Source organism: Dorea sp. AF36-15AT (genome assembly GCF_003477705.1).
Lineage (GTDB): Bacteria > Bacillota > Clostridia > Lachnospirales > Lachnospiraceae > Claveliimonas > Claveliimonas ammoniilytica.
Map to the genome: position 1 here is coordinate 482,062 of NZ_QUDV01000001.1, position 25,465 is coordinate 507,526.

The window sequence follows — 25,465 nt, forward strand, 5'->3', positions numbered from 1 at the left end:
AAAGCCGCAGGGGAAAGCCTCTGCGGTATTTTTAACGAAAAAAGGAGAATGCAATGAAGAGCAGAAATATCAAAACAAGACTTGCAGCCTTCGGGCTCGCATTGCTCATGGGCCTTAGTCCGCTTGGAAATTTGGCGGATGTCCATGCGGCAGAACGTGAAATTTCACAGAATGCTGTGACAGAAAAAGAAAGTAAGACAGAATCGGAGCATCCGGTGTCGGAAATTTCTGAGCAGACAGTGACTGCAGAGGATATCACCAAAGATGTTTCCGACAAGGAATTTATGGCAGAGACCTGCATGGAAGGGATTCAGTATGATCCAGAAAAAGAGGATGTGACTTTGGAACGTATCGAAGCAGAGGATGGCAGTGCGTATCATCCAGACCAGGCAGGTACTTATGTTGCAACTTACTGGGTTGTGCCAAAAGATGCGCGTGACAGCTATTCCGTTACTCGTAAGATTATCCTGACGGATACGGAAGGACAGGCCCATGCAGAAGAAAACGGTGGGCAGAAACAGAAAGAGGATACGAAATCCGAAGAAGATTCGGAGACGCCTGTGCAGGAGATCCTGGATGTGGAAGTAACGGTATCCGGGGAAGATGCAGATGCACAGGCAGCAAGGGAACTGGAAGAAAAGATTGAGGATGGGGAAGTGATGATGTTTTCCGGTGCAGAGAATACCTTTACTGCAAGAGAAACGGTACATCTGGAAAAAGGAGAGACCATTTACTATCCAAGTTATATTGGAAATTATCTGACCTGCTGGTTTACGGTGAATGGAAAGATTGCCTATTGTCTGGAATCCCATCGTTCTTCACCGCCGAGTGGAGATTATGTAGCACAGGTGCTTGACAGCAATAAGAACCTGCAGAAAGTGCTGTATTATGGTTATGGCGGCGCCGGGGATATTACAGGTAGTTACCTGTCCGGGAAAAGTGCGGAAGAGAAATATGTATATACCCATATCGCAGCCAGTTATGCTTACGCAGGTGAGGCAGGATTTACGGGATGCAAGTATGAGGACCTGGTAAAAGCAGGGGTGATCGCTTATATTGACCATCTGTTTGCTATGGAAGAACCGCCGAAAGGAGAGATTTCTCTTTCTAAAACATCCGTAAAAGCAGTCCGTGATGGAAATGTGCAGAAAACACCGGATATCACATTGTCCGGGGATCATCGAAATTATATTTCCGTTACCGTACCAAAAGATATCACCATTTATAACAAGACAAAGGGAACTTCCGCAGAGAATGGTGTGTTAAAAATCTATGGCGGGGATACCTTTTATCTGACTGCCCCAATGCTTCATACCGGAACCTATTCCTCCGGGGAGCTGCATGGTTCTGTGGGAGAGACTTGGAGAACACTGGTGTTATCCACAGGAAACAGCAATCAGGATATTGGAGTCTTTGAATCGGAGAAAGCCAATCCGGTAAGTTTTACCGTAGACTGGCTGGAGATGACAAGGATTGAACTTCTCAAAAAAGATGCAGATACCAAGAACTCATTGGATGGTGCAGTCTATGGCATTTATACAGACAGCAAATGTGAGCATCTGTTGATGGAAATGCCGGCCACCGGGGAGGATGGAAAGGCAGTCAGTGATTACTTTGAGGCAGCCATTAAAACCGTATATGTGAAGGAAATCAAGGCTCCGGACAAGTATGCACAGAGTGATGTGATCCATAAGGTGGATGTGGAAGCCGGAAAGACGGTTACGATCACTGCAACCGATGAGAGGGTAAAAGGCGCTGTCCATATCAAAAAGATTGATAAGGAGACGCAGAACTTTCTCTCACAGGGAGACAGCTCCCTTGCAGGAGCCGTGTATGGTCTGTATGCCAGAGAGGATATTGTCCACCCGGACGGAAAGACGGGAGTTCTGTTTAAAAAAGACAGTCTCATCGCGCAGGATGTGATCAAGGAAGATGCTACTTTAGATTTTTCTGAACTGTATCTGGGAAAAATGTATGTGAAAGAGATTACTCCGCCGGAAGGTTATACGGCAGATCCTACAGAATATAACGTGGATCTTACCTATGAAGGTCAGGAAGTAGCAGAGGTAACTAGAGATCTGACTGTACAGGAGCAGGTGAAGAAACAGGCGTTCCAGCTCATCAAGATCAGCGAAGATGGAGACCAGACAGAAACAGAGCTTGTGGAAGGTGCAGGATTTAAAGTGTATTTAGTCAGCAGCCTGTCCAAAGTAAAGAGCGGGGAACTACAGCCATCCCATGGAGATCAGTTTACTGCGGAAGATTTCCGTGGGTATGATTTTAGCAAAGAAGAGGTGGCAGTGACCTATGTGGATGGCAAGGCTGTCCCGGTGCCGGAACTTCTTACCGATAAAAAGGGATATGCCCTTAGCCCGGAACTTCCGTATGGTCTTTATGTAGTAGAGGAAAGCACCGTACCGGAGAATTTGAAAGCCATTGATCCGTTTTTGGTGAAGGTTGATGAGGACAGCAGAGAACCAATGGTATGGCGTGTGTTCGATGACCGTCCGTTTGAATTTTTATTAAAGATTGTGAAAAAGGATGCACAGACAGGAAATCCGGTTTTAAAAGCAGGCGCTTCCTATAAAATCTTTGATATGGAAAAAGAGGAATATGTAGAGCAGACCGTATTCTATCCGAAGAAAGAAACGATTAGCATTTTTAAGACCAATGAGGAAGGCTATCTGGTCACACCGGAAGAACTGAAATGTTCCACCTACCGGATTGAAGAAGTGAAAGCGCCGGAAGGATTTGTAAGACAGGGGTATGAAATGTCCTTGTATGAAGGGAAAACTGTAATTTCTCCACTAGAAGTGACCGAAAAAGGCAGTTACAAAGAAAATGCCAAAGAGGGAATCGTGATTACCGTTTCTTCTGATACTGCCCATCAGATCGATCCGGATACCGGAGCAGTCATTGTGGAAGTCGAGCAGTCAAACGATGAGCAGGTGGGAAGCCTGACACTAACGAAAACCGGAGAACAGCCAGTAGAAGTGAAGGGAGATTCCCTGCTTGCAAAGGCAAAAAGACTGGCAGGAAAGATCAAAGATGCAGTAACCGGAGAGGATACTGATACCGGGGTGTTCCATGACTTTGTATATGAAGAATCCGGTGTGGAAGGGGCAACTTTTGAACTGTACGCAAAGGATACGATTTATTCTCCAGACGGAGCAAAGGATGAACAGGGAAATCCGATCATCCGTTATGAAAAAGATGATCTGGTAGCAACCCTGGTGACAGATAAAGAAGGAAAAGCAGTAGTGAACAATCTTCCATTGGGTTCTTATTATCTGAAAGAAACGGTGGCAGGCGACCATTTCGTACTGAATCCGGAACAGAAGGAATTTACCCTGACTGCAAAGGATGATACGCAGGCTGTCGTTTATGAAGGCGTTGCCTATAAAAATGAAAGACAGAAGATTTCCATTTCTGTAGAGAAAAAAGATGCAGTCACAGAAGAAAAACTGGAAGGTGTGATTTTCGGACTGTACGCAAAAGAAGATATTCTGTCTCAGCAGGGTGAGGTTCTTGTAGAAAAAGATACGCTTTTGGAGAAGAAAGCAACGGATGAAAACGGGCAGCTTACCTTTGACAGCGACCTGTATCATGGAAAATATTATGTAAAAGAGGAAGTGAGAAAACCGGGATATCTTCCAAATGAAGAAATCTGGGAGATGGATGCCTCTTACACAGACCAGAACCTTGCAGAAATCAAGCTGACAAAAGAAGTGGAAAACCAGCCGACTGAGAGCCAATTTACGAAAACTGATGCAACAACCGGGGAAGAACTGGAAGGCGCGAAGCTTCAGATCATCGATAAAGAGGGCAACATCGTAGAAGAGTGGATCAGTACAAAAGAACCGCACGTAGTCTATGGATTGCCAGAAGGAACGTATATCCTTCACGAAGAACTGCCGCCTTATGTAGAGGGCTATGTATCTGCAGAAGATATCGAGTTTGAAGTAAAAGAAGATGGCAGTGTGACCAAGGTGGAGATGAAGGATGATTATTCTAAAGTAGAAATTTCCAAGACGGATATTACCACAGGCGAAGAACTGAAAGGTGCCAAGCTGCAGATCTTAAATAAAGAGGGTGAGATTCTGGAAGAGTGGGTAACGGATGGAAAGCCTCATCTGGTAGAGAAACTTCCGGTAGGGGAAGAACTGACTTTGCGCGAGATCACAGCGCCGGAAGGCTATGAGATTGCAGAAGATGTGAAATTCACATTGGAAGATACCATGGAAATCCAGAAGGTGGAAATGAAAGATGCAAGAACACCGGAAACACCGGGTGTACCGCAGACAGGGGATGACCACTGGAAACCAATCCTGCTGTTTGTTCTTCTGGGAGCATCAGCAGCCGGACTCATGGCAACCATGATTTATAAGAAGAAACATGGAAAGACAGAAAAAGCAGATGAAACGAAAAAAGAAGAGTAGGCTGTGGATGTTGCAGGTGATGTTGTGTGCCATTTGCATGATGAGTGCAGCGTTGCTTTATTATGATTTTGTTATCATCCCCCGGCAGAACCGGGAACTGGTGGAGGACTTAAAATCCCACTTCCCGGAGGTATTTCCTCCGGGCGGGGGCTCTCCAACACAAAAAGAGGAACAGGCTGGAAGAGAACCGGAAGTGTCTGCCGTTGACCTCCGCTTCCTACAGAGTCAGTATCCGGATGTTCGGGGTTGGCTTACAATCCCGGAGAGTGGCATCGATTATCCGGTATTGCAGAGCAGCCCGGAAGAACCGGAGTATTATCTGCGGAGGGATTACCAGGGAAACTACGACATCAATGGAAGTTTGTTCCTCCAGGCAGACTGTATTCTGGGAGAATCGGGGAATCTGACCATCTACGGTCACAACATGAACAGCGGGGCAATGTTCGGGAATCTGGATCAGTACTCCTCCTATGAGTATTGGAAAGCACATCCCAGGGTGTTCTTTCAGACACCGGAAGGAATGGAGGAGTACCGGATAGCGGCAGTTTTGAAAGCCGATGTGTCCATGTTCGACTTTCAGAGGACATCTTTTCAGAGTCCACAGGAATTGGAGGCTTATGTACAGCAGGCAAAAGAGGTAGCATTGTTTGAAACAGGGGTAGATGGCATAGGTTGTGAGGAAACTCTGACGCTGGTGACCTGCTCTTATGAGTGGAAGCAAGCCCGGAATATTCTTGTGGCAGTAAAAGCGGGGTCTTAAAGGGGAAAAATGTTCAAAGACGGGAACTTTCTTCCGGTCTCTGGATATCTCCAGTACGCTTCGAAGTCAGTAGTGTCAGGAAGTGTTCAAAAGTACCCCAAAAGTGCAGAATGTGAGACAAGTTGCAGGTAAGAAGCGGCACTACGGAACAAAAAGTGTTCGAAGTTAAGGGATGTGCAACGGATCGTGGCGGCTTGTGTAGTCTTGTAGTGTTGGGAAAGTGTTCGAAGATGGGCGCTTTTCCAGCTCTTTGGTGGCTTTTTGGAACTGAAGCTGCCGGGAAGTGTTTGAAAGCACACGAAAAGTGCAGAATGTGAGACGAGGCTGCATGAAAAAGACAGTACCATCATACACAAAAGTGTTCGAGGATGTAGGATGTGCAACGAAATGTGGCGTGATGTAGTGTCAGAAAGTGTTTAAAGACTGGGACTTTTGCAGCTATCTGGATGTATCTGCCATCTATCTGGAATGTGTTTTTTAAGCGAAAATCTGAGAGTATAATGAAAATGTAAAATCGGATATAAAACTTAGAAAATGTGAGAAATAGTGCTTGAATTGTAACGACAAAAGCGTTACAATATAAGAAACAAGGAGGTGTGATCATGGAAAAAACAGCAACATTAAACTTAAGAGTAAACCCAACTGTCAAAGAGCGGGCAGAAAAAGTATTGTCTCAGTTAGGTGTTCCTATGTCAACAGCGATTGATATGTATTTGAATCAAATTTCTCTTACAGGTGGAATTCCATTTTCTGTTTCTTTACCAAAAGCACCAGTATCGATTCATGCAGATGCCATGACAACAGAAGAAATCCATCAGAAATTGGAAAAAGGTTACAATGATATAGCTGCAGGAAGAGTGCAAAATGCAGCAGAAGCGTTCGCAAAATTCAGGGAGAATCATTGATATGAAACACTATACGGTTGAGATTACAAATGAAGCATTGGCTGATATGGAGCAGTTATATAATCACATCGCTTATGTTCTTCAGGCACCAGAAAATGCGATGGATCAATACAACCGGATTGCAGACGCTATTTTAACATTGGATACTATGGCTGAGAGAATCCGTATTATGGAATCAGAGCCGGAACGAAGCAAAGAGATGAGAAGATTGTTGGTAGACAATTATTCGGTCTTTTTTGTAATCCAGGGAGATAAAGTGATTGTAACAGATGTATTATATAGTGCATCAGATATTGAAAGCCGATTAAAAGGTTAGATGATAAAATCAAAAGAAAATATGAAACGTCAGGCAGGATATGTTCCCGTAAAAAGGAAGGTATCCTGCCTTTTTTGCATGAAAGAGAGGAAATTCATATGAGAAAATTTTATACAGCAGAAGCAGTAACAGAAGGACACCCGGACAAATTGTGTGACCAGATTGCAGATGCAATCTTGGATGTGTGTCTGAAACAGGATGAACAGTCCAGAGTAGCATGTGAGGTGCTTGCTACGAAAGGAACGATCATTGTGGCAGGGGAAATCACCAGCACCTATGAACCGGATGTGTTTGCAGTTGTGCGAAAAGTACTGTCTGACGTGGGTTATTCCAGTGAAGGGATTGCAATGGACACTTTTGTCCATCGACAGAGTCCCGATATTGCAGGGGCAGTCGATACTTCAAAAGAACGAAGGGAAGGAGTGTCTGACAATCAGATAGACTGGTTCCAAGGGGCAGGGGATCAGGGTGTGATGATCGGATATGCCTGTGATGAAACGAAGCAGCTCATGCCTATGCCTGTGGTGCTGGCCAATCGGATTGTCCGGGAATTATCTGCCTGCAGACAAAGCTCTTATATTCAGGGGATCTTACCGGATGGGAAAGCCCAGGTGACCGTAGAATATGAAAATGGGAAGCCTGTCCGACTGGATAGTGTGGTAGTGTCCTGCCAGCATACGGAAGAAAAAGATTTGAAAAAGCTGGAAGCGGAGATCCGAAACAAGGTGTTATTGCCGGCGCTTCGTCCCCTGCCACCGGATGAGGAAACCAAGATTTATATCAATCCATCGGGGCGTTTTGTCTGTGGAGGACTGGATGCAGATACGGGGCTGACTGGAAGGAAGCTGATGGTAGACAGTTATGGAAGCATGGTTCCCCATGGCGGTGGTGCATTTTCCGGAAAGGATTGTTCAAAAGTGGATCGTTCAGCAGCCTATATGGCTAGATATATCGCCAAGAATATCGTAGCTGCGGGGCTTGCCAGCAAGTGTCAAGTGTCTTTGGCTTATGCAATCGGAGTGGCACAGCCAGTTATGGTGCAGGTGGACACGTTTGGTACGGGAAACGTGTGTGCGGATGACTGTCTGGAGCTGGCAATCCCGCTGGTGTTTGGGCTGACTCCGAAGCAGATCGTGGATACCCTGCGCCTTACCCGTCCTATTTTCCGACAGACTGCAGCCTTCGGGCATTTCGGAAGAAAAGAGTTTCCGTGGGAGCGCACCGATAAGGTCGAGGCTCTTCGCAATGCAGTGATCTGATGGCTTGGGTTACTGAAGAAGAATATCAGGCAGCCAAGCAGGTGAGAGCCTACGAGTATCTGCAGACATACCAGCCGGGGAGATTGAAAAAAACACGGACAAGAAATGAATGGCAGCTTCAGGACCATGACAGTTTCAAAATCAATGAGATTACCAGCAAATGGCATTGGAAGTCCAGGGGTATTGGTGGAATGTCGGCTCTCCGGTTTTTGATGCAGGTAGATGGCATGGGATATACGGAAGCAGTAAAAATCTTGTGTGAGCAGACGCCTGTGTATGTTTCCAGAGCAGAACCAGCCCCCAGGAAGAAGCCCTTTTCCCTGCCTTTCCCCAACGACAGTTTTTACCGGGTACGGAGATATTTGAACCAAAGGGGAATCCGGGATGAGGTACTGGATTATTGTGTGCAGCTGGGAATCCTGTATGAGAGCGCCCCCTACCATAACGCTGTTTTTGTTGGCATGGATGAACAGGGAGAAGCAAAGTATGCGTTTCTGCGTGGGATTTATGACAGCCGGGGAAAGAGCTTTCGAATGGAACAGGAAGGAAGCAACAAACAGTATAGCTTTTGTGTTCCGCCTTTGGGGAAAAGCCATCGGGTAGCGGTGTATGAAGCCTGTATTGATGCCCTTGCCCATATGACGCTGGAAGATGGACGAACCGATAAGTATCGCCTGTCTCTGGGTGGAATCGCAGCGCCGAAAGAAGGCGCGGAACGAGCAACAAAAAAGATGAAGCGCCCGGATGCATTGGAATATTTTCTGAAAGAGCATCCGGAGGTAACAGAAATTGAGCTCTGCACCGATAACGATTTTGCCGGGCGATGGGCATGTGCGCAGTTAAAAGAGCAGTATGAGGAAAAATATACCGTAGTTTGTAACTTACCACAGATGGAAGGTGCAGACTATGGAGACCTGGCAAAACAGGCGGTGGAAAAACAGAAGAAACAGCAAAAGGAAAGAGGCAGGTGAGGCAAATGGAAGATACGATCAAAATAGAATTATTGACACCGCTGACAGGAACCTTTCTTCCCAATGAGATGGAACAAGATTGGGAAGAAGAGGATTACAATGACTTTGAAGAAGAGCAGGTATTTTTTGAAGGAGATGATTTAACGGAGTATGCTTCTGTGATTCAGGAAAAGATTGCAGAATACAACCGTGTCGGACATGACGATGATAGGACCGATAATCTGATGGATTATTTTGACGGAAGTGCTGCCATTAAAGAAAAAGTAGTGTCCGCAGTTCCATCGGTGAAAGAATCGGATGGTGTGTTATATGGCTGTACAACTTTAGAATTGAAAGAGTATCTGGAGGCGGAAGAATTATCGGAACTGTGTGAATATCTCACCGGACAATATAGTGATGGATGGGGAGAAGGCTTTGAACAGCAGGAGATTCCGGTAGAGGGTGGTGAACTGTGTATACACTTTTGGCGCCCAATAGATTTTGAATTTCAACAGGCAAAATCAGAAGTCTCAAAAGAAAAGTCGGAGAAACAAGAAAATCCGGTAAATGTTCCGAAACGCCTGAAAATGCAGCTTTTGGGAATGGATGGAAATGTGTTTGCGGTTATGGCCAGGGCAAGTAAACTGCTTCAGGAAAATGGGCAGGGACAAGAGGCAAAAGAAATGATTGCACGTGTCCAGAAATCAGAGAACTATTATCAGGCACTTCATATCATCAGTGAATATGTGGAAACAGAACTGAGTGCATCTTCTCAGAATGATACCAAGCCCCCAAAGAAACGTGGGAAGGAAGAATGCCGATGAAGTTATCTTTTGTCACATCAAAGGAGATGTGGGAAGAAAAAATAGCAGAAACAGATTGAAAAGAGAATAAACAGCCAGAACACTGACAAGGGAGGTCTTATGGAAAAAAGATTGCAATTATGGAGTCCTGTGTGGGGATGGCTTGCCACAAAAGAAGGGGAATCTGTAGATTTGAAGGGACAGGATCTTGTTCTTTATGAAACTGCCATCCAAGAGGCACTGGAGCAGGAAAAATTGTATTACAGAAAAAAGTCGGCACCATTCAATCTGATGGATTACTATGATGCGGATGATTCTGTAAAGGAGAAAGTGCAGAACCTCGATATCCAGGTGAAAAAAGAACAAGATGGTTTGTATGTTTGTGCCAGCCTTGCATTAATAGAGCCTCTTACACAGCAGGAACTGGAAGCGATCCAGAACTTTCTCAGCAGGCAGTACGAAGGGGGAATTTTTGATACCTCACGTATTCGTACCTATTCCGTAGAGGAAGGAGAAGTCGTTTTTGATTTTTCAGTAGATACAAAAGAAAAGTTCTCTCAAAAAGAAGTCCAATGCGAAACGCAGAAGAAATATGAAATCACTTCCATAGCCCATCCACAATTTCCATGGCTGCATAGAATCCGAGCATTGGTAGACGTAAATGAAGCGGTTCCCAAAGGAACCTTGGGTGGCTTTGTAGAATATGAGCAAAATCTTTCCCAGGAAGGATCATGCTGGATTTATGACCAGGCTATCTGCTGTGAACGTGCGGTAGTGGAAAGGAGTGCAGGACTGTTCCAAGAAGCGATTGCCAAGGGTGATGCCCTTCTTACGGGAACTGCAGTGATGTATCAAACGAGTATTGCAGAGGAATCCTGCCGTATTCTAGCTGGAGAGGTTTGGAATATGGCACACATTCGAGGATTTGCCAAGATTACTGCGGCAAAGGAAACAGGAGATGCACCTTTGATTCTCGGAAATAGCTTGGTTTTTGGAAATGTATGCGGGAAAGTATTGGTGAGAGGAAATGTTCTGCCAAGCCGGAATGTGGAGAATCAGACACAGGAGCTGTTAGTTTTCAGGGGAGGTGATTCAATTCATAAAGTGAATGAAAGCAAGAAAAAAACAAAAAGTAAAAAACAGCCGGAGCGCTGATAAGAAAGGATGATGCCTATGGAAAATACCCTGCAGTTAGGGAACTTATTGAAAGAAGGAACATACCCGGAGGAATATACCGGAGGGAAAAACTGGACAATTTTACATGGAGATACGCTGAAACTGGTGAAAGCATTTCAGCCGGGGATCTTTGATGCAGTGATTACCGATCCGCCTTATGCGTCTGGGGGAACAAAACAGAATGAGCGAAACCGCACGACTAATCAGAAATACAGCAGTATGAAGGCAGAGAATGCACTGCCGGATTTTGATGGGGATAACAAGGATCAGCGTTCCTGGACCCATTGGATGGCAGAGTGGCTCTACGATGCGCGGAAAGCCTGTAAAGTTGGTGCGCCAATCTGCCTGTTTATTGACTGGAGACAATATCCCTCTATTACCGATGCACTCCAGTGGGCAGGCTGGATCTGGAGAGGAACTGCGGTTTGGGATAAGGGAAACTCTCGTCCGCAGAAAGGACGTTTTCGCCAGCAGGCTGAGTATATTGTGTGGGGCAGTAATGGCCCGATGCCAATCAACCGCCCGGTTTCCTGTCTTCCCGGTGTGTTCCGTTATGGAAATCCCCAGAACCGTATTCATGTGACAGAGAAACCGTTGCAGCTGATGAAAGATGTCATTCAGATTTGTGAGCCGGGTGGTAGAATCTTAGATCCCTTTGCCGGAGCAGGAACAACCATCCTTGCGGCGGTGGAAGAAGGCTATGAGACAGTAGGCATTGAAGTGACCGATGCTTATTATAAGCTGGGCAGTGACCGTGTAAAGTTTGCATTGGAAGCAAAGGAAAAAGAAGAGAGCGAGAAATAGCAAGGGCATCCACATGGATGTCCAACTTTGTTTCAGAAGAAGAAAAGTGCATCCACCTGGATGCAGGAAAGGGGTGAGGCGATGGAACAGGCGATGGCCTATGTGTGTTGTCCGGCAGAAGAAAGCAGAGTGAAGGTGCAGCGATATTGCCGGAAGATTTATGAGTTGGGATATGTTCCCATTTGTCCGAGGTTTGGATTTCTTCCTTTTCTGGATGAAGGGGAAGCTGAGGATTTGCAGGCATACAACCGGATGTCCCACTTGATCTTAAAGCGGTGTCGGATGGTGGTGGTCTGTGGAAAAGAAGTCACCGGAACGATGAACACAGATATTAGTACCGCAGACCGATTGCATATCATTTGTACCACATTAGATGGATTGATCAAGATCAAAGAAAAGGAAGCATAATCGATTCTGCATGGGGGAGTCGATGGAAATCGGTGGAACTGGTTTTGCAAGCATAGCGTTTGGATATCCAAACGCACTTTGGGGAGAACCCCAATCCCCCGGCAGTCGAGAAAGGAGAAAGTGAAAATGTTTTTTGCAGGAATGGTTCTTGGAGCAATGACAGGCGCAGCCTTTGGTATTGGACTGATGTGCTGTGTGGTTGCTGGAAAGAGAGAAGATCAGCAGATGGAGCAGATGCGGATACGCAGACAGAAACAGGGAGAACCAAAACAGATCCAGTTCCGAGATATGGAAGGGTCGGAACGGTTCTCCCTTTTGGATGGGGAAAGTCTTTGCATGATGGCGGAGGACGGAACGAAGGAGATTGGGATCTGCCGCTTTGTGGATGAAAAGCAGGTAGATGTGAATGGGCAGATCTGGGAAATCGGGGAATTCCTCTGGCAGATGGAGCGTAGAGGAATCCAGGTGTATCCCTTAGAGACAGCAGAAAAGAAGAAAAGGTAGGTGGTCGAATGAGAAAACGAAACCATGTGGTTCCGGTACGGTTGAATGCAAAGGAGTTTCGGCATCTGGATGGGCAGGTAGCCAAGAGTGGGTTAAACAGGGAGGAGTTCTTACGTTCCCTGATCTTAGGCGCACAACTGCAGACGAAGCCCTGTGAGCATCATGCAGAACTTCTTCGAAAGATTGCGGGGCTTTGCAACAATGCGAACCAGCTGGCTCATGTCGCCAATGGAACAGGGATGGCAGGGGAAGCCAGCGTACAGGAAATGCTTCGGATTTCCAAAGAGACCTGGCGTCTGGTGAAAGAGGAATGGTAGATGGCATATACCAGCGTTCTCCCCGTCCACCGCCTGGACCGTTCCATTGACTATGTGAAAGACCGGGCAAAGACCACCAAGAATGCCGGCTCCCTGGAAGAAGCCATCGATTATGCATTAAACAGGGAAAAGACGGAACAGACCATTTTTGAGGATGCCATTGGGTGTACCTGTGAAAATGCTTACGTGGACATGGTAAAGACAAAAGAGCGTTTCCATAAAAAAGAAGGGGTACAGGGATACCATCTGGTACAGAGTTTTGCGGAAGGGGAAGTATCTCCGGAACTGGCCCATCTCATTGGACAGGAACTGGCAGAGCAGCTTTTGAAAGGGCAGTATGAGGTGGTGATCACTACCCACTTGAATACGAAGCATTACCATAATCATCTGGTGTGGAATTCAGTGAGTATGGTAGATGGGAGAAAATACCACAGCAATGCCAAAAGTTATTTTACCGAGGTGCGTCAGATTTCCGATCAATTATGCAGAAAATATGGTCTTTCGGTGATCCAGACGAATCAGGGAAAAGCCATGCATTATGCCCAGTGGAAAGCAGAAGCAGAAGGGAAGCCCACTTGGAGGACTGCCATCCGCATGGATATCCGGGATGCCATTGGCGTGAGTTTTTCCTGGAGTCAGTTTGTCAAAGAAATGGAGAAACGAGGCTATGCGTGGAAATTAAATCGGAAGTACCCATCATTAAAGACACCGGGGATGGAGCGGTATATTCGTCTGCGTTCCTTGGGAAAAGGATATGGGGAGGCAGAAATCCGTGAGAAGATCCTGCGTCCAAAGATCCGGCAGGTGTATGGAAACACGCAGATGCAGTCTCCGAGACGGAAACTCACCGGACTTCAGAGACTTTATTATTCTTATTTATATCAGATGGGGGTATTTCCGAAGAAGCCCAAGCGGATTCCCTATGCAGTGCGTTCCGATATTCGGAGGCTGGACCAAAGGATTTGCCAGATGGAGTTTTTGCAAAAAGAAGAGATTACCACCAGGGAAGAGCTGGCAGCATACCGGAAACCCTTAGAAGAACAGGTACTTTCTTTGATGAAAGAGCGCAGAGAATTATACCGGAAAAAACCGGGCGGTATGCGCATTCAGGAAATCAATGGGGAGTTAAAAGAACTTCGTAAGAAAATCCGTTTAAGCCAGCAGATTGAAAAGCAGTCCTTGGAAATGGAAGAGCGGTTAAGGCAGGCAAAAGAACAGGAGCAGGTACAGGAAGTGTCAGGGAAACAGCGAAGAGAGGCAGAATGGAATCGGTAAGGAGGTGAGAGCGTATGAACTATGGCGGTGATGCGGCGGATCAGATTGTCCGGTATTCCATGGAAGGCATGGAACATACCTTACGGATTAGTGGAAGCATTGCAAAAAATCTGGCGGTGCTGATTGTAGCGGTGATGAAGGATCAGAAAAAGACCAGGGGAAAGACCAACCTGCTTCGGATGTTAAAGGAACAGCGGGCAATGAAGTTTTTCACCATTCCCCATGACAGGTTACGGGAGTTTGCCGGGGAAGCAAAATCCAGAGGGCTGTTGTATGTGGTCATCCGGGATAAGAAAAATCCCAAGTCAGCAGAAATCATGGTGTTTGCCGATGATGCAGCAAAGGTAAACCGGGTGCTGGACAAGATGAATCTGGACTTTGTAAAATCCGAAGCCGGGGAAGCGGTTGTAGAACAAGCGCCAGTACGGGAAGCAGACCGTGTGATCGATGCAGAGTTTACCGAGAAAACAGAAGGGAAAGAGGAACTTCCGGTGAAGACCGAAAAGGTGGTGCTGCCGGAAGGGACCATTGAATTTGAACTGAATGAAGAAGAGCATCTGTTTGATGTAGGGGAAGTTTCTCCTTCGGGGGGAAATTTTACCCAGGCGGAGAAGGCAGAGAATCTGTCCGAACCTTCCTCGCACAACAGCGCTTCTTTTTCCGGGCAGGAAACTAGCTGGAAAGGGGACAAGCCCTCTGTCCGGCAGGAACTAAAGAAGATTGAAGCCGAGCAGAAACAGCGCAGGCAGACACAGAAGAGTCGGAGAAAACCGAGAAACCAACAGAGAAAAAAGAAAAAAGTGAAAGGCAGGTAAGGCGATATGGATTTAACGAGTATGATTCCCAATGGAGCAGGGGAAGAACAGGCGGTAGAGTAGCGTCTGTCAAAAGAAGAGTATGCAGCCATGAAAAAACAGCAGAGGGAAGAAGTGTGGGCAGAGGTTGACGCCCAGGCACAGGCGGTGTTCCAAAATGGAGAATCTTTAAAAGGATTCTTGGATTTTATGGCACAGTGCAACACTCAGAAAACGCCCAACCTTCTGCTAATCTACGGACAGAATCCACAGGCAACCGTGGTAAAGTCTTATGATTACTGGAAGGCAGAGAACCGTTCTCCAAAATCCGGGGTGCGTGGATACACTTATATGGTCAGCACCGAATATGAAAAAGACGGAGAGATGCGGACAGGCTATACCATCAGTAAGGGCTTTGACATCAGCCAGATGAGTGGGAAACCGTTGGAAGAACGTCCGCAGCGTTCTATGGAAGAACTGATACAGGCCGTACTAAAGGATCAGCCAGTGCGTATGCAGATCGCAGACAATCTGCCGGAGGGCATCCAGGCACAGTATATCCCGAAACAGCGTACCGTATATGTGCGCAATGGCATGGATGAGAATACAACGTTCCATGCAGTGAACCGGGAACTGGCGTGTGCAGCATTAGATCAGCATGATGGGAATTATGTCAGGAAGAAAGTCAATGCCCAGGCATACTGCGCCGCCTATGTGATTGGTAAGCGGTATGGAGCAGAGGTGTCCGGTTTCCAGTTTGGAAAAGTGGCAGAGATGCAGGCGAATGGGCAGAAAGATCCCCAGGAATTGCGTGGCTTTTTAAATGATGTGCGTCAGGCAGCCTATACCATCCGCAACCATATGGAACGGAACTTCGGGGAACAGGAGCAGACTTTTACGAAGGATGATTTTTCCTTTGAGGAACCGCCAAAGCAGACACCGAAGAAGGAGAAAAAAGAGAAACAGCCGGAGCGGTAAGTTCTGAAAGAAGTTCCGTCTTTGGGATAGCTATTGTGGGGGTCTTGTGGTATGTTGGGTGTAACAAAGGAGGTGCCGAAGATGGCAGATTACTATTTGAAAACAGACAACATCATGAAAAACATGTTTACGGTGGCACTCAAAGATGAGTTAGCAGCCCAGAGTCAGATGGGAAAGGTTCGCCCTGCGACAGAGTCAATGCTGCAGAAAGTCCGTTCCTATGAACTTTCCGAGAAAAGGCTTCCCATCACCATAGAGGAACAACGGGAACTCCGCAATGCCCTCAATCGGCTGCGGGACAAGTATTTGGCCATGGGCAGATACAGCGATGGCATTGACAGCGTGATCTTAAAGGTCATGAAACCAAACACCAGCAGGCGCTTCTTCTGGTAGCAGAAGGGAGGGATGTCTATGAGGATGTATAATCAAAAACAAGTGGAACAATTACGAAGGCGGTATCCGAAAGGAACAAGGCTCTGCCTGGACTTTATGGATGAGGCAGGGATGCCGCCGGGATTGCAGGGAACGGTAGCATTTATCGATGATGCCGGACAGATTCACATGCATTGGGAGAATGGGCGGAGTCTTGCCATTGTTCCCGGTGTGGATTCTTTTCATAGGGTAGACGGACCAGCAAACGAAGTGCCAAAAGACGAAAAAGCGAAGAAGGAGCGAAGCCTGCAGAGGTAGCATGCAAACGTTCTGACTTTTGGGTATGGCTGTTGTTCCTGCCTGTTGTCTGGTGGGCAGGCGCAATCACTGCCTGTGCTATCGAGCCGGATACCAATCTGTTACAAATCTTACAAGTGCTGACCGAAAAACTGGATCAGCCATTTTCTATCACCTATACACCGTACACACTGCGGTGTGTGTTCACATTCACTATCGCCTATGTGTTAGGCATCGGTATTTATTATTCCCAGAAGAGAAATTATCGAAGAGGGGTGGAGCATGGCTCTGCCAAGTGGGGCGATGCAGCTTCCATCTGCAAGCGTTATCGGGACAAGCGGTACACCCAAAATCTCATTTTAACCCAGAACTTCCGTATGGGGCTGGACTGTTATAAACACAAACGGAATTTAAATGTATTGGTCGTGGGTGGCTCCGGCGCGGGAAAAAGCCGGGCATACGCCGTAGTCAACATTATGCAGTGCAACTGTTCCATGGTGATCACCGATCCCAAAGGAGAACTTCTGCGGAAAACCGGAGGGCTGCTGGAACGGGAAGGGTATGAAGTGCGGGTGTTTGACCTGATCAACCCGGAAACATCCTTTTGTTATAATCCCTTTGCTTATGTGCGGGATGATAAGGATGTGCTAAAGCTCATCAACAACCTGATTCGAAACACCACCCCGAAGGGAGCGCAGAGTTCGGATCCGTTTTGGGAGAGTGCGACTTGTTCGTAGGCGGTTAAAAGTCTACGCACAATCGTAAAAATATGATTGTGAACTGATAATTTGATAAGTGGAATGATGGGGTAACGCCCTGAAACGCTTACACTTGGTGGGCATGCAGTTTCTGTAAAGGAGATTGTATGAAGCCCCACGACAAAGACTGAGAGTAACCGTAGCAGCTTGCCAATAAAGTTGCCGAAAGCAGTCCAGAGGTGGATTGTGTTACCTATAGGTCGAGTGTCTATAAAATATCTATGGTTAGAATGTCTGCTCTGGCGTGCAGACTGACGAATCTGCGAAGGTACGGTTCTAAAAGAAGACCATATAGAAATGTATGGGTGCGTTAAAGCGCAGTCAGTGTGGTTTAGTAGAAATTTTCCCTACGAACGACCATGATATGTTACAGGCATATCCAAACTGACAGGACTATAGCAGAAACCTAAGGATATATATGCACAGATAGAATTGTCGGAACAAGGAAAGGTACCAGGTCTCTTTTCAGAGATTTTCTGACGAAGAATATAAGCAGATTTACTGGTGCTGAAAGGTGGAGATCGAACCGTTGAGAACTCCTGTAATGGGAGAAGGAGGAATGGTCTCCAGCCGATTGTGAAAAATCAGATATTATTCAGTCCAACATAAGGATTCGAGTAAGACCAAAAGGGTCACTTTCAAGGAGGTGATGCCTTATGCCAAAGAAAAGCAAAAGCCTATGTGTAGATGACCTTCGGCATGCAGAATATTATGATATGCAGACTACTTTTGATACATTATATCAAAAGAGCATGGACGGTGAAAAATTCGAGCATCTCATGGAGCTGATACTAAGCCGGGACAATATACTGCTTGCATATAGAAATATAAAAGCCAACAAGGGAAGCTATACAGCAGGAACAGACAATCAGAATATCACAGTAATCGGGAGAATGACACCCGATATGGTAGTGAAGAAAGTGAGGTTTATTGTCACAGAAAGTCAGCATGGTTACAGACCCAAACCTGTAAGGCGAAAAGATATCCCAAAGCCAAATGGAAAAACACGTCCATTAGGGATTCCCTGTATATGGGACAGGCTGGTACAGCAATGTGTGAAACAGATTTTAGAACCAATATGTGAAGCAAAGTTTTATAACAACAGCTATGGGTTTAGACCTAATCGGTCTGTAGAACATGCAATATCAAAAACCTATACGATGTTACAGCGAATGAATTTACATTATGTCATTGAATTTGACATAAAAGGGTTCTTTGATAATGTGAATCACAGCAAGCTGATAAAGCAGATGTGGGCAATGGGAATACAGGATAAGCAGCTGCTATTTGTAATCCGGCGAATTCTGAGCGCACCTATACGAATGCAGGACGGTTCCACGATTATCCCTGACAAGGGAACACCGCAGGGAGGAATTATTTCCCCTTTGCTGGCAAATATCGTACTGAATGAACTTGACTGGTGGGTAGCGAGCCAGTGGGAAGAAAATCCTCTGGCACTAAAGAAAGCGAAGTATCGGATTATCCGCACATCCCCAGTTCTGGACAAAGGCAGTGGATACAATATGATGCGCAAAACAAGATTAAAAGAAATGCACATCATTCGATATGCGGATGATTTTAGAATTTTCTGTAAAACCAAGGAAGATGCCGTAAAAACAAAAGAAGCTGTTACAAGGTGGATTGAAGAACGACTGAGGCTTGAAGTATCCCCAGAGAAAACAAGGATTGTAAACACCCGTAAAAGGTGGTCGGAGTTTTTGGGATTCAAGATAAGAGTTATTCAGAAAAACCACAGATATATCGTGAAGTCAGCAATTTGTGACAAAAAGGCTAAAATTGAAAAAGAGAAGTTAGTGGAACAGGCAAAACATATCGCCAAGCCAAGGGAGAAAATGACTTGTTTAAATGAGATAAGATTATACAACTCCATGGTGTTAGGCATACAGAATTATTATCAGATTGCAACCTGTATCAGTATTGATTGCAGGGGATTCCACAGACAGGTGATGACGGTACTGACCAATCGGATGAACACTGAAAAAGGAAGTATGCTGAAACGGGAAGGTGGGACAATGACAAAAAACGAACAGGAAAGGTTTGGAAAATCGAAAATGGTTCGTTATGTTGCTGGAATTGACCAAATGATATACCCAATCGCATATGTGAAATATAAAGTGGCTATGCCGAAAAGAATCAAAGTATGCAGTTATACAGCGGAGGGCAGAGAGCCAATCCATACAGAATTAAGCCTAAATAAGGCAGTTCTGTATGGATTGAAAACAAAGAAACCTCAAGAAGATAGCATAGAAGTTCTGGACAGCAGTCTGTCACTATTTTCTGCACAGAAAGGGAAATGTGCTATCAGCGGGGAAAAATTTACAACTGCCCAAAGCATTGCTTGTTGGTATAAAAAGCCAAAAGAGCAAGGTGGTTTGGAACGCTACAAAAATATGACTCTGATTCATGACAGATATTTACCGTTATTACAGAAAACATCTCTGGAACAATTAAAAGCCTTAGCCAAAACATTGAAAGTAACTACGAAAATGATGTCTAAGATAAACAGTCTGCGAAAGCTGTCTGGACTTCCTACAATAGGATAATGTGAAAATTTGGAAACTGATTAAATATCTGAGAAAAGCAATCGGTGGGGCGCCGGATGCGGTGAAAGTCGCATGTCCGGTGCTAGTCGGGGGAAAAGCTGGTGATTACATCAAAGGCTTACCTATCGACACAAAGCGAAACCGCGCTGTTGCAGGCACTGATGCTGTATCTGTTACATGAAGCGCCGCCGGAGGAACAAAACTTCTCCATGATTATGGAAATGTTAGGTTCTGCCCAGGTGAAAGAGGACGATGAGGAATACCAGTCGCCTTTGGATATTCTGTTTGAACGACTGGAGATGCGCAATCCGGAAAGTATTGCGGTCAAGCAGTATGCCATTTACAAACAGGCGGCTGGAAAAACTGCCAAGTCTATCCTGATTTCCGTAGGTGTCCGTCTGGCAGCGTTCAACTTAAAACAGATTGCCAATTTAACCTGTACCGATGAACTGGATCTTTACAGCATCGGGGAGAAAAAAGTGGCGCTGTTTTGTTGTATCCCGGATGCGGATACCAGCCTCAATTATCTGGTGGGGATGATCTACAGCAACCTGTTTCAGACCCTTTATTATGTGGCAGACCGGAAATACCATGGGAAACTGCCGATCCCGGTACACTGCATCATGGATGAGTGGCCCAATGTGGCATTGCCGGATGATTTTGACAAACTTCTGGCAACCATGCGGTCGCGCGCAATTTCCTGCAGTATCATCATTCAGAATATTGCACAGATGAAAGCCTTGTTTAAGGATAGCTGGGAAAGTCTCATCGGGAATTGCGATGAATTTTTATACCTGGGCGGGAATGAAAAAGAGGGGCATAAATATGTCTCAGAACTACTGGGAAAAGAAACGCTGGATACCAATACCTACGGGCAGACCAAGGGAAGAAGCGGAAGTTATTCTGTGAATTTCCAACAGTCTGGAAGGGAACTTCTTACCCCGGATGAAGTGCGGCTTTTGGATAACCGGAAAGCGGTGCTGCTGGTGCGTGGGGAGCGTCCCATTTTGGATGAGAAATATGATCTGCATAAGCATGTGAATGTGAAATATACCGAGGATGGCGGTGCGCCTCCCTATGATTATGCGAAAGCACCGCTGTCCCATGAAGATGTAACCATTGATACCAGGAGACTGGATGATTATGAACTGCTCTCAGCTGAGGAAATCCTCGGAGGGGAGCAGTCTTTTTGATTGGAGGAATGCCATTGAAGAAAACAAATGAAATGCCAAAGAATCAAACAGGAAACCATGCCACTGTACCGAAACTTATGGGAAAAGGACCAAAATATCCCTTTGCCTTTTATGTGGCGCTGGTGCTGTCTATGACCGTAGGGGCAGTCCCGGTGCTTGCTGCCGGAGATCCGCTGGCGGTCATTAATAACCTGTCCACCTTTATCTTTTCCCTGATCCGAGCCATCGGTCTGATCTTATTGGGATTTGGTGTGGTACAGGTAGGCTTGAGCCTCAAGAGCCACGATCCCAGCCAGAGAGCCAACGGGTTTCTGACGCTGGCAGGCGGCGTCATCATCACCTTCGCAAAAGAGATCCTGGACCTGATCGTTGGGTAGCAGGAAGAAATGGAAAGGGGCGGGGAGAGATTCTTCCGGCCCCGGCAAAGGAGGTGAAGCTGTTTGAGTGATAACTGGATCGTGCAGAACTTAAACTCTGCACTGAACACCTGGAATGAGAAACTGGCAGAAATCTGGACACTGCTTACCCAAAGCCCGGAATCTTTTAAGGGGGGAGATATTTGGAGTGTCATCACAGGAATCAACGGAGCGCTGACTGCCATTGGATATGGATTGTTGGTCTTGTTTTTTGCTGCCGGGATTGTAAAGACCTGTGGCAGCTTTACGGATATGAAGAAGCCGGAGCATGCCCTCAAAGCCTTTATCCGGTTTGCTCTGGCACAAGGCGCCATTATGTATGGCATGGAACTGATGACAGCGCTGTTTTCCATTGTGCAGGGGATTGTGTCCACCATCATGGCACAGTCAGGTATGACAAACGGGGGTGTGACAGAACTTCCGGCAGAGATTGTGGAAAAGATTGAAGCGGTGGGAATGCTGGAATCCATTCCCTTGTGGATTGTGACCTTGCTTGGAAGCCTTTTGATTACGGTGCTGTCCTTCATTATGATCCTTACGGTATATGGAAGGATGTTCAAGCTGTATATGTACACTGCCATTGCACCCATCCCCATTTCCACTTTTGCGGGCGAACCCTCTCAGTCGGTGGGAAAGAATTTTATCAAGTCTTATGCCGGAGTGTGTCTGGAAGGGGCGATCATTGCACTGGCCTGCATTATCTTTTCCGTGTATTCTGCCAGTCCCCCGGCCATTGGGGATACGTCCTTAAGTGCGGTGACCATTGTGTGGAATTATATCGGAGAGCTGGTGTTTAACTTATTGGTACTGGTAGGGGCGGTAAAAGCATCCGACCGGATTGTGAAAGAAATGATGGGATTATAGGAGGAAGTAAAACCATGAATGAGAAGAACAACGAAACTAGAAACGAAAGAAAGACTTTGCCATTCCCTTGGGAATACGGGCAGGAAGAAATTACTTTGAAGGTATCCAGTTATGCTTATGGAAACGGGCTTGCGATTTTGATGTACCGCCAGGAAGAAGGGGAGTTGGAATTGTTTGATGATCTGACGGTAAATCTTCCGGGTGGGTATGGTCTGGAACCCCAAGAGGCATTTATAAGCGGTGATTTTACGAAGGACAAGCTGGCATTCATCGAAAAGAACAGGCTGGGAAACATACTGCCGGGACAGGCGCGGTCAGGCTTTGCTACCTACACCCCGGTGGCATTTGACCTTGCAAGGCTTGCCCAGTATGACCGGGAAGGTGTGGAAGAATTTTGCAGACAATGGGGGCTGGATGTGCCAAAAGAATCGGAAAAAGACCAAGGGAAACTTACAGGCAAAAAGAAAAGAGAAAGAGAGAGATAGAAGTATATGGAAGTAAAAATGAATAAAGAAATCCGTAACTATCAAGAGTCCATGTTTATGGGGCTGAATTTGCGCCAGTGTATCTTTTCCCTACTTGCCATCGCTGTGGCAGTAGGGATTTATTTTGGTCTGGGAGACTATGTGGGGCAGGAAATGACTGGGTGGCTGTGTATCTTAGGAGCTGCTCCTTTCGCAGCCTGCGGGTTCTTCCAGTATCATGGCATGAATGCGGAGCAGTTTGCCTGGGCATATATCAAGTCCGAGTTTTTATACCCCAAGCGATTGTTGTTTCAAAGCGAGGATCTGTACCATGCCTGCATGGAAGAAACTATGAGTCTTGGAGAAAAGACCAGGGGAGATGGTGCTGACCTTTTGAAAAAGCGGGAACAGCGGGCAAGGAAAAAACAGATGAAGCAGAAAAAGAAGGCAGGAAGGAGTGGTGCGTTTGATTAAAACCTTACAGCAGGCATTAAAAATGGACCGGGAGAAGTTTAAAGTCCCAAGGTCTGTCCAGCAGGCAATTCCCATCCAGCGGATCTGGCCGGATGGGGTGTTCCAGTCCGGGACGAAATTTTCCAAATCCTTTCGGTTTTCGGATATCAACTATGCCATTGCAAGTAAAGAAGATAAAACGGAAATGTTCTTAGATTACAGTGAGTTGTTAAATGCTTTGGATTCCGGCGCATCTGCTAAGATCACCCTGAACAACAGAAGAATCAATAAGGAAGAGTTTGAAGCCTCCCTGCTGTTGCCGGTGAAAGAGGACGGGCTGGATGAATACCGGAAGGAATACAACGAAATGCTGTTATCCAAGGTCAGCGGCACCAACAACAGCATTTATCAGGAACGGTATCTGACGGTCAGTGTCCATAAGAAGAACATTGATGAGGCAAGAACCTATTTTGCCCGTGTGGGAACGGATATCATCACCCATCTGAGCAAGCTGTCCTCCATTGGGGAAGAACTGGATGCGGAACAGCGCCTGCAGATTTTCCGGGATTTCTTCCAGGCAGATGAACCCCAGTGCTTTCCCTTTGATATGAAAGCCTTTGCCAAAAAAGGGAGCAGTTTCAAAGACTGGATTTGTCCCCAGTCCATGGAGTTTTCCAAAGACTGTTTCAAGATCAATGAGCGGTACGGACGGGTGCTGTATATGCAGGATTATGCCAGTTATGTAAAGGATGACATGATTTCGGAGTTATGTGATTTGAGCCGGGATCTGATGCTGTCCATCGACATTCTCCCAGTGCCAACAGACGAAGCAGTGCGTGAGATCCAAAACCGTCTGCTCGGTGTGGAGACGAACGTGACCAATTGGCAGAGACGCCAGAATGCTAACAATAACTTTTCCGCCATTGTGCCCTATGATATGGAACTACAGAGAAAGGAAACCAAAGAGATGCTGGATGACCTGACCACAAGGGATCAGCGGATGATGTTCGGCATCCTTACCATGGTGCATATGGCAGACAGCAAGAAACAGTTGGATTCGGATACGGAAAGCATCTTATCCGTGGCAAGAAAGCATTTGTGCCAGATGGCAACTTTGAAGTGGCAGCAAGTGGATGGCTTGAATACGGTACTGCCTTATGGCATCCGAAAGATCAATGCCCTTCGTACCTTGACCACAGAGTCCACTGCAGTATTGATCCCGTTCCATACCCAGGAGATCATGCAGCCGGGTGGTATTTACTATGGGCAGAATGCGGTGAGCAAAAATATGCTGGTGGCAGATCGGAGAAAACTTCTGAACGGAAATTCTTTCCGTCTGGGTGTCAGCGGTTCGGGAAAAAGTTTCTCGGCAAAAGAAGAGATTGTGGATCTTGCCCTGTCTACGGAAGATGACATCCTCATCTTAGATCCGGAGTCCGAGTTCGGTTCTTTGGTAGAAGCGCTGCATGGGGAAGTGATTACGATTTCCGCTACATCCAACACCCATCTGAATGCACTGGATATGGATTCTGCCTATGGCAATGATAAGAATCCGCTGATTGAAAAGTCGGAATTTATCCTGTCTTTGTTTGAGCAGTTAGTAGGGGCAGGAAATCTGTCTGCCAAGGAGAAATCCATCCTGGACCGCTGTACGGCAGATGTGTACCGGGACTATATCCGGAGCGGTTACCAAAGCGAAGCGCCCACCTTGAAAGACTTGTACCGCCAGCTCATGCTCCAGCCGGAAGAAGAGGCCAGAGGACTTGCATTGTCTTCGGAACTGTTTATCAATGGAAGTCTCAATACCTTTGCACAGAAAACCAATGTGGATACGAAGAACCGTATCATTGCCTATGATATCCGGGAACTGGGAGAGCAGCTCATGCCCCTGGGGATGCTGGTTACTTTGGACAGTATTTTCAACCGTGTGATCCAGAACTGGAAGAGAGGAAAGACTACCTGGATCTTTGCTGATGAGTTTTATCTATTGTTCCGGTACCAATATAGCGCTGACTTTTTCTACCGCCTCTACAAGAGGATTCGTAAATACCAGGGATTTGTCACAGGTTTAACGCAGAACGTAGAAGAACTGTTAAAATCCGATACCGCAAGGCTGATGCTGGCAAACAGTGAATTCCTGATTCTTTTAAATCAGGCAACCACAGACCGGGATGAACTGGCTTCCCTTTTGAATATTTCCGAGAACCAGTTATCCTACATCACCAATGTAGGCGCAGGAAAGGGACTGATCCGGTGTTCCGGAAATCTGGTGCCATTTGAGAACAGCTTCCCGAAGAATACGAAGCTGTACCGCTTGATGACAACGAAACCGGGAGAGTGTTAGTCGAAAAGATATTTTTAGGGTGCTGTTGGAATTTCTTCGGCAGCATCCTTTT

General features: G+C 46.3%; 25 protein-coding genes. All 25 read left to right on the plus strand.

Annotated elements, in window-relative coordinates; genetic code table 11:
- Nucleotides 1-53: 53 nt before the first annotated feature.
- On the plus strand, nucleotides 54-4,439 hold the full coding sequence (locus DWZ93_RS02225) for a SpaA isopeptide-forming pilin-related protein (RefSeq protein WP_118049220.1): 4,386 nt from the start codon (nucleotides 54-56) through the stop codon (nucleotides 4,437-4,439).
- Nucleotides 4,417-5,199 (plus strand): class B sortase, encoded by a 783-nt coding sequence (locus DWZ93_RS02230; protein ID WP_055214687.1) that lies wholly within the window; start codon nucleotides 4,417-4,419, stop codon nucleotides 5,197-5,199. Before DWZ93_RS02225 ends, DWZ93_RS02230 begins: the two co-directional genes overlap by 23 nt.
- Nucleotides 5,200-5,801: 602 nt before the next feature.
- Nucleotides 5,802-6,104 carry a type II toxin-antitoxin system RelB/DinJ family antitoxin gene (locus DWZ93_RS02235; RefSeq protein WP_009248024.1) on the plus strand — a complete coding sequence of 101 codons (303 nt, stop codon included), beginning with the start codon at nucleotides 5,802-5,804 and terminating at the stop codon, nucleotides 6,102-6,104.
- A gap of 1 nt (nucleotide 6,105) precedes the next feature.
- On the plus strand, nucleotides 6,106-6,420 hold the full coding sequence (locus DWZ93_RS02240) for a type II toxin-antitoxin system RelE/ParE family toxin (protein ID WP_009248023.1): 315 nt from the start codon (nucleotides 6,106-6,108) through the stop codon (nucleotides 6,418-6,420).
- Between the two features lie 98 nt (nucleotides 6,421-6,518).
- Nucleotides 6,519-7,679, plus strand: coding sequence for a methionine adenosyltransferase (gene metK, locus DWZ93_RS02245; protein WP_118049221.1), 1,161 nt, complete (start codon nucleotides 6,519-6,521; stop codon nucleotides 7,677-7,679).
- Nucleotides 7,679-8,650 (plus strand): DUF3991 and TOPRIM domain-containing protein, encoded by a 972-nt coding sequence (locus DWZ93_RS02250; protein WP_009248021.1) that lies wholly within the window; start codon nucleotides 7,679-7,681, stop codon nucleotides 8,648-8,650. Before metK ends, DWZ93_RS02250 begins: the two co-directional genes overlap by 1 nt.
- A 5-nt stretch (nucleotides 8,651-8,655) precedes the next feature.
- Nucleotides 8,656-9,453 carry a hypothetical protein gene (locus tag DWZ93_RS02255; protein ID WP_044961791.1) on the plus strand — a complete coding sequence of 266 codons (798 nt, stop codon included), beginning with the start codon at nucleotides 8,656-8,658 and terminating at the stop codon, nucleotides 9,451-9,453.
- A gap of 99 nt (nucleotides 9,454-9,552) precedes the next feature.
- Nucleotides 9,553-10,587: a hypothetical protein gene (locus DWZ93_RS14920; protein ID WP_227080768.1), complete on the plus strand. Its 1,035-nt coding sequence runs from the start codon at nucleotides 9,553-9,555 to the stop codon at nucleotides 10,585-10,587.
- A gap of 18 nt (nucleotides 10,588-10,605) precedes the next feature.
- On the plus strand, nucleotides 10,606-11,412 hold the full coding sequence (locus DWZ93_RS02265; protein WP_009248018.1) for a DNA-methyltransferase: 807 nt from the start codon (nucleotides 10,606-10,608) through the stop codon (nucleotides 11,410-11,412).
- An 81-nt stretch (nucleotides 11,413-11,493) separates the two neighbouring features.
- Nucleotides 11,494-11,820, plus strand: coding sequence for a DUF7768 domain-containing protein (locus tag DWZ93_RS02270; protein ID WP_009248017.1), 327 nt, complete (start codon nucleotides 11,494-11,496; stop codon nucleotides 11,818-11,820).
- Between the two features lie 126 nt (nucleotides 11,821-11,946).
- Nucleotides 11,947-12,324, plus strand: coding sequence for a DUF3789 domain-containing protein (locus DWZ93_RS02275; RefSeq protein ID WP_118049222.1), 378 nt, complete (start codon nucleotides 11,947-11,949; stop codon nucleotides 12,322-12,324).
- A gap of 8 nt (nucleotides 12,325-12,332) precedes the next feature.
- A complete protein-coding gene (locus DWZ93_RS02280) occupies nucleotides 12,333-12,641 on the plus strand; it encodes a plasmid mobilization protein (protein WP_118049223.1) in 309 nt (102 codons plus the stop codon).
- Nucleotides 12,642-13,916, plus strand: coding sequence for a relaxase/mobilization nuclease domain-containing protein (locus tag DWZ93_RS02285; RefSeq protein ID WP_118049224.1), 1,275 nt, complete (start codon nucleotides 12,642-12,644; stop codon nucleotides 13,914-13,916).
- 14 nt (nucleotides 13,917-13,930) lie between these two features.
- Nucleotides 13,931-14,731, plus strand: a complete 801-nt coding sequence (locus DWZ93_RS02290; RefSeq protein WP_118049225.1) for a PcfB family protein — start codon at nucleotides 13,931-13,933, stop codon at nucleotides 14,729-14,731.
- 66 nt (nucleotides 14,732-14,797) lie between these two features.
- Nucleotides 14,798-15,688: an ArdC-like ssDNA-binding domain-containing protein gene (locus tag DWZ93_RS02295; protein WP_243008136.1), complete on the plus strand. Its 891-nt coding sequence runs from the start codon at nucleotides 14,798-14,800 to the stop codon at nucleotides 15,686-15,688.
- A gap of 81 nt (nucleotides 15,689-15,769) precedes the next feature.
- Complete coding sequence (locus tag DWZ93_RS02300) at nucleotides 15,770-16,081, plus strand: hypothetical protein (RefSeq protein WP_118049226.1); 312 nt, start codon at nucleotides 15,770-15,772, stop codon at nucleotides 16,079-16,081.
- An 18-nt stretch (nucleotides 16,082-16,099) separates the two neighbouring features.
- A complete protein-coding gene (locus DWZ93_RS02305) occupies nucleotides 16,100-16,378 on the plus strand; it encodes a DUF4314 domain-containing protein (RefSeq protein WP_118049227.1) in 279 nt (92 codons plus the stop codon).
- Nucleotides 16,379-16,410: 32 nt separating this feature from the next.
- Nucleotides 16,411-17,094 (plus strand): type IV secretory system conjugative DNA transfer family protein, encoded by a 684-nt coding sequence (locus tag DWZ93_RS02310; RefSeq protein ID WP_330417414.1) that lies wholly within the window; start codon nucleotides 16,411-16,413, stop codon nucleotides 17,092-17,094.
- Between the two features lie 677 nt (nucleotides 17,095-17,771).
- A complete protein-coding gene (gene ltrA / locus DWZ93_RS02315) occupies nucleotides 17,772-19,679 on the plus strand; it encodes a group II intron reverse transcriptase/maturase (protein ID WP_118049228.1) in 1,908 nt (635 codons plus the stop codon).
- A 101-nt stretch (nucleotides 19,680-19,780) separates the two neighbouring features.
- A complete protein-coding gene (locus DWZ93_RS02325; RefSeq protein WP_330421704.1) occupies nucleotides 19,781-20,872 on the plus strand; it encodes a VirD4-like conjugal transfer protein, CD1115 family in 1,092 nt (363 codons plus the stop codon).
- Between the two features lie 8 nt (nucleotides 20,873-20,880).
- Nucleotides 20,881-21,249 carry a hypothetical protein gene (locus DWZ93_RS02330; RefSeq protein WP_055056439.1) on the plus strand — a complete coding sequence of 123 codons (369 nt, stop codon included), beginning with the start codon at nucleotides 20,881-20,883 and terminating at the stop codon, nucleotides 21,247-21,249.
- 63 nt (nucleotides 21,250-21,312) lie between these two features.
- On the plus strand, nucleotides 21,313-22,152 hold the full coding sequence (locus DWZ93_RS02335; protein ID WP_025655176.1) for a hypothetical protein: 840 nt from the start codon (nucleotides 21,313-21,315) through the stop codon (nucleotides 22,150-22,152).
- 14 nt (nucleotides 22,153-22,166) lie between these two features.
- Nucleotides 22,167-22,637, plus strand: coding sequence for a DUF4313 domain-containing protein (locus tag DWZ93_RS02340; protein ID WP_118049231.1), 471 nt, complete (start codon nucleotides 22,167-22,169; stop codon nucleotides 22,635-22,637).
- 6 nt (nucleotides 22,638-22,643) lie between these two features.
- Nucleotides 22,644-23,090 (plus strand): PrgI family protein, encoded by a 447-nt coding sequence (locus DWZ93_RS02345; protein ID WP_118049232.1) that lies wholly within the window; start codon nucleotides 22,644-22,646, stop codon nucleotides 23,088-23,090.
- On the plus strand, nucleotides 23,083-25,413 hold the full coding sequence (locus DWZ93_RS02350) for a VirB4-like conjugal transfer ATPase, CD1110 family (RefSeq protein WP_330417415.1): 2,331 nt from the start codon (nucleotides 23,083-23,085) through the stop codon (nucleotides 25,411-25,413). The genes DWZ93_RS02345 and DWZ93_RS02350 overlap by 8 nt, the downstream gene beginning before the upstream one ends.
- Nucleotides 25,414-25,465: the final 52 nt, after the last annotated feature.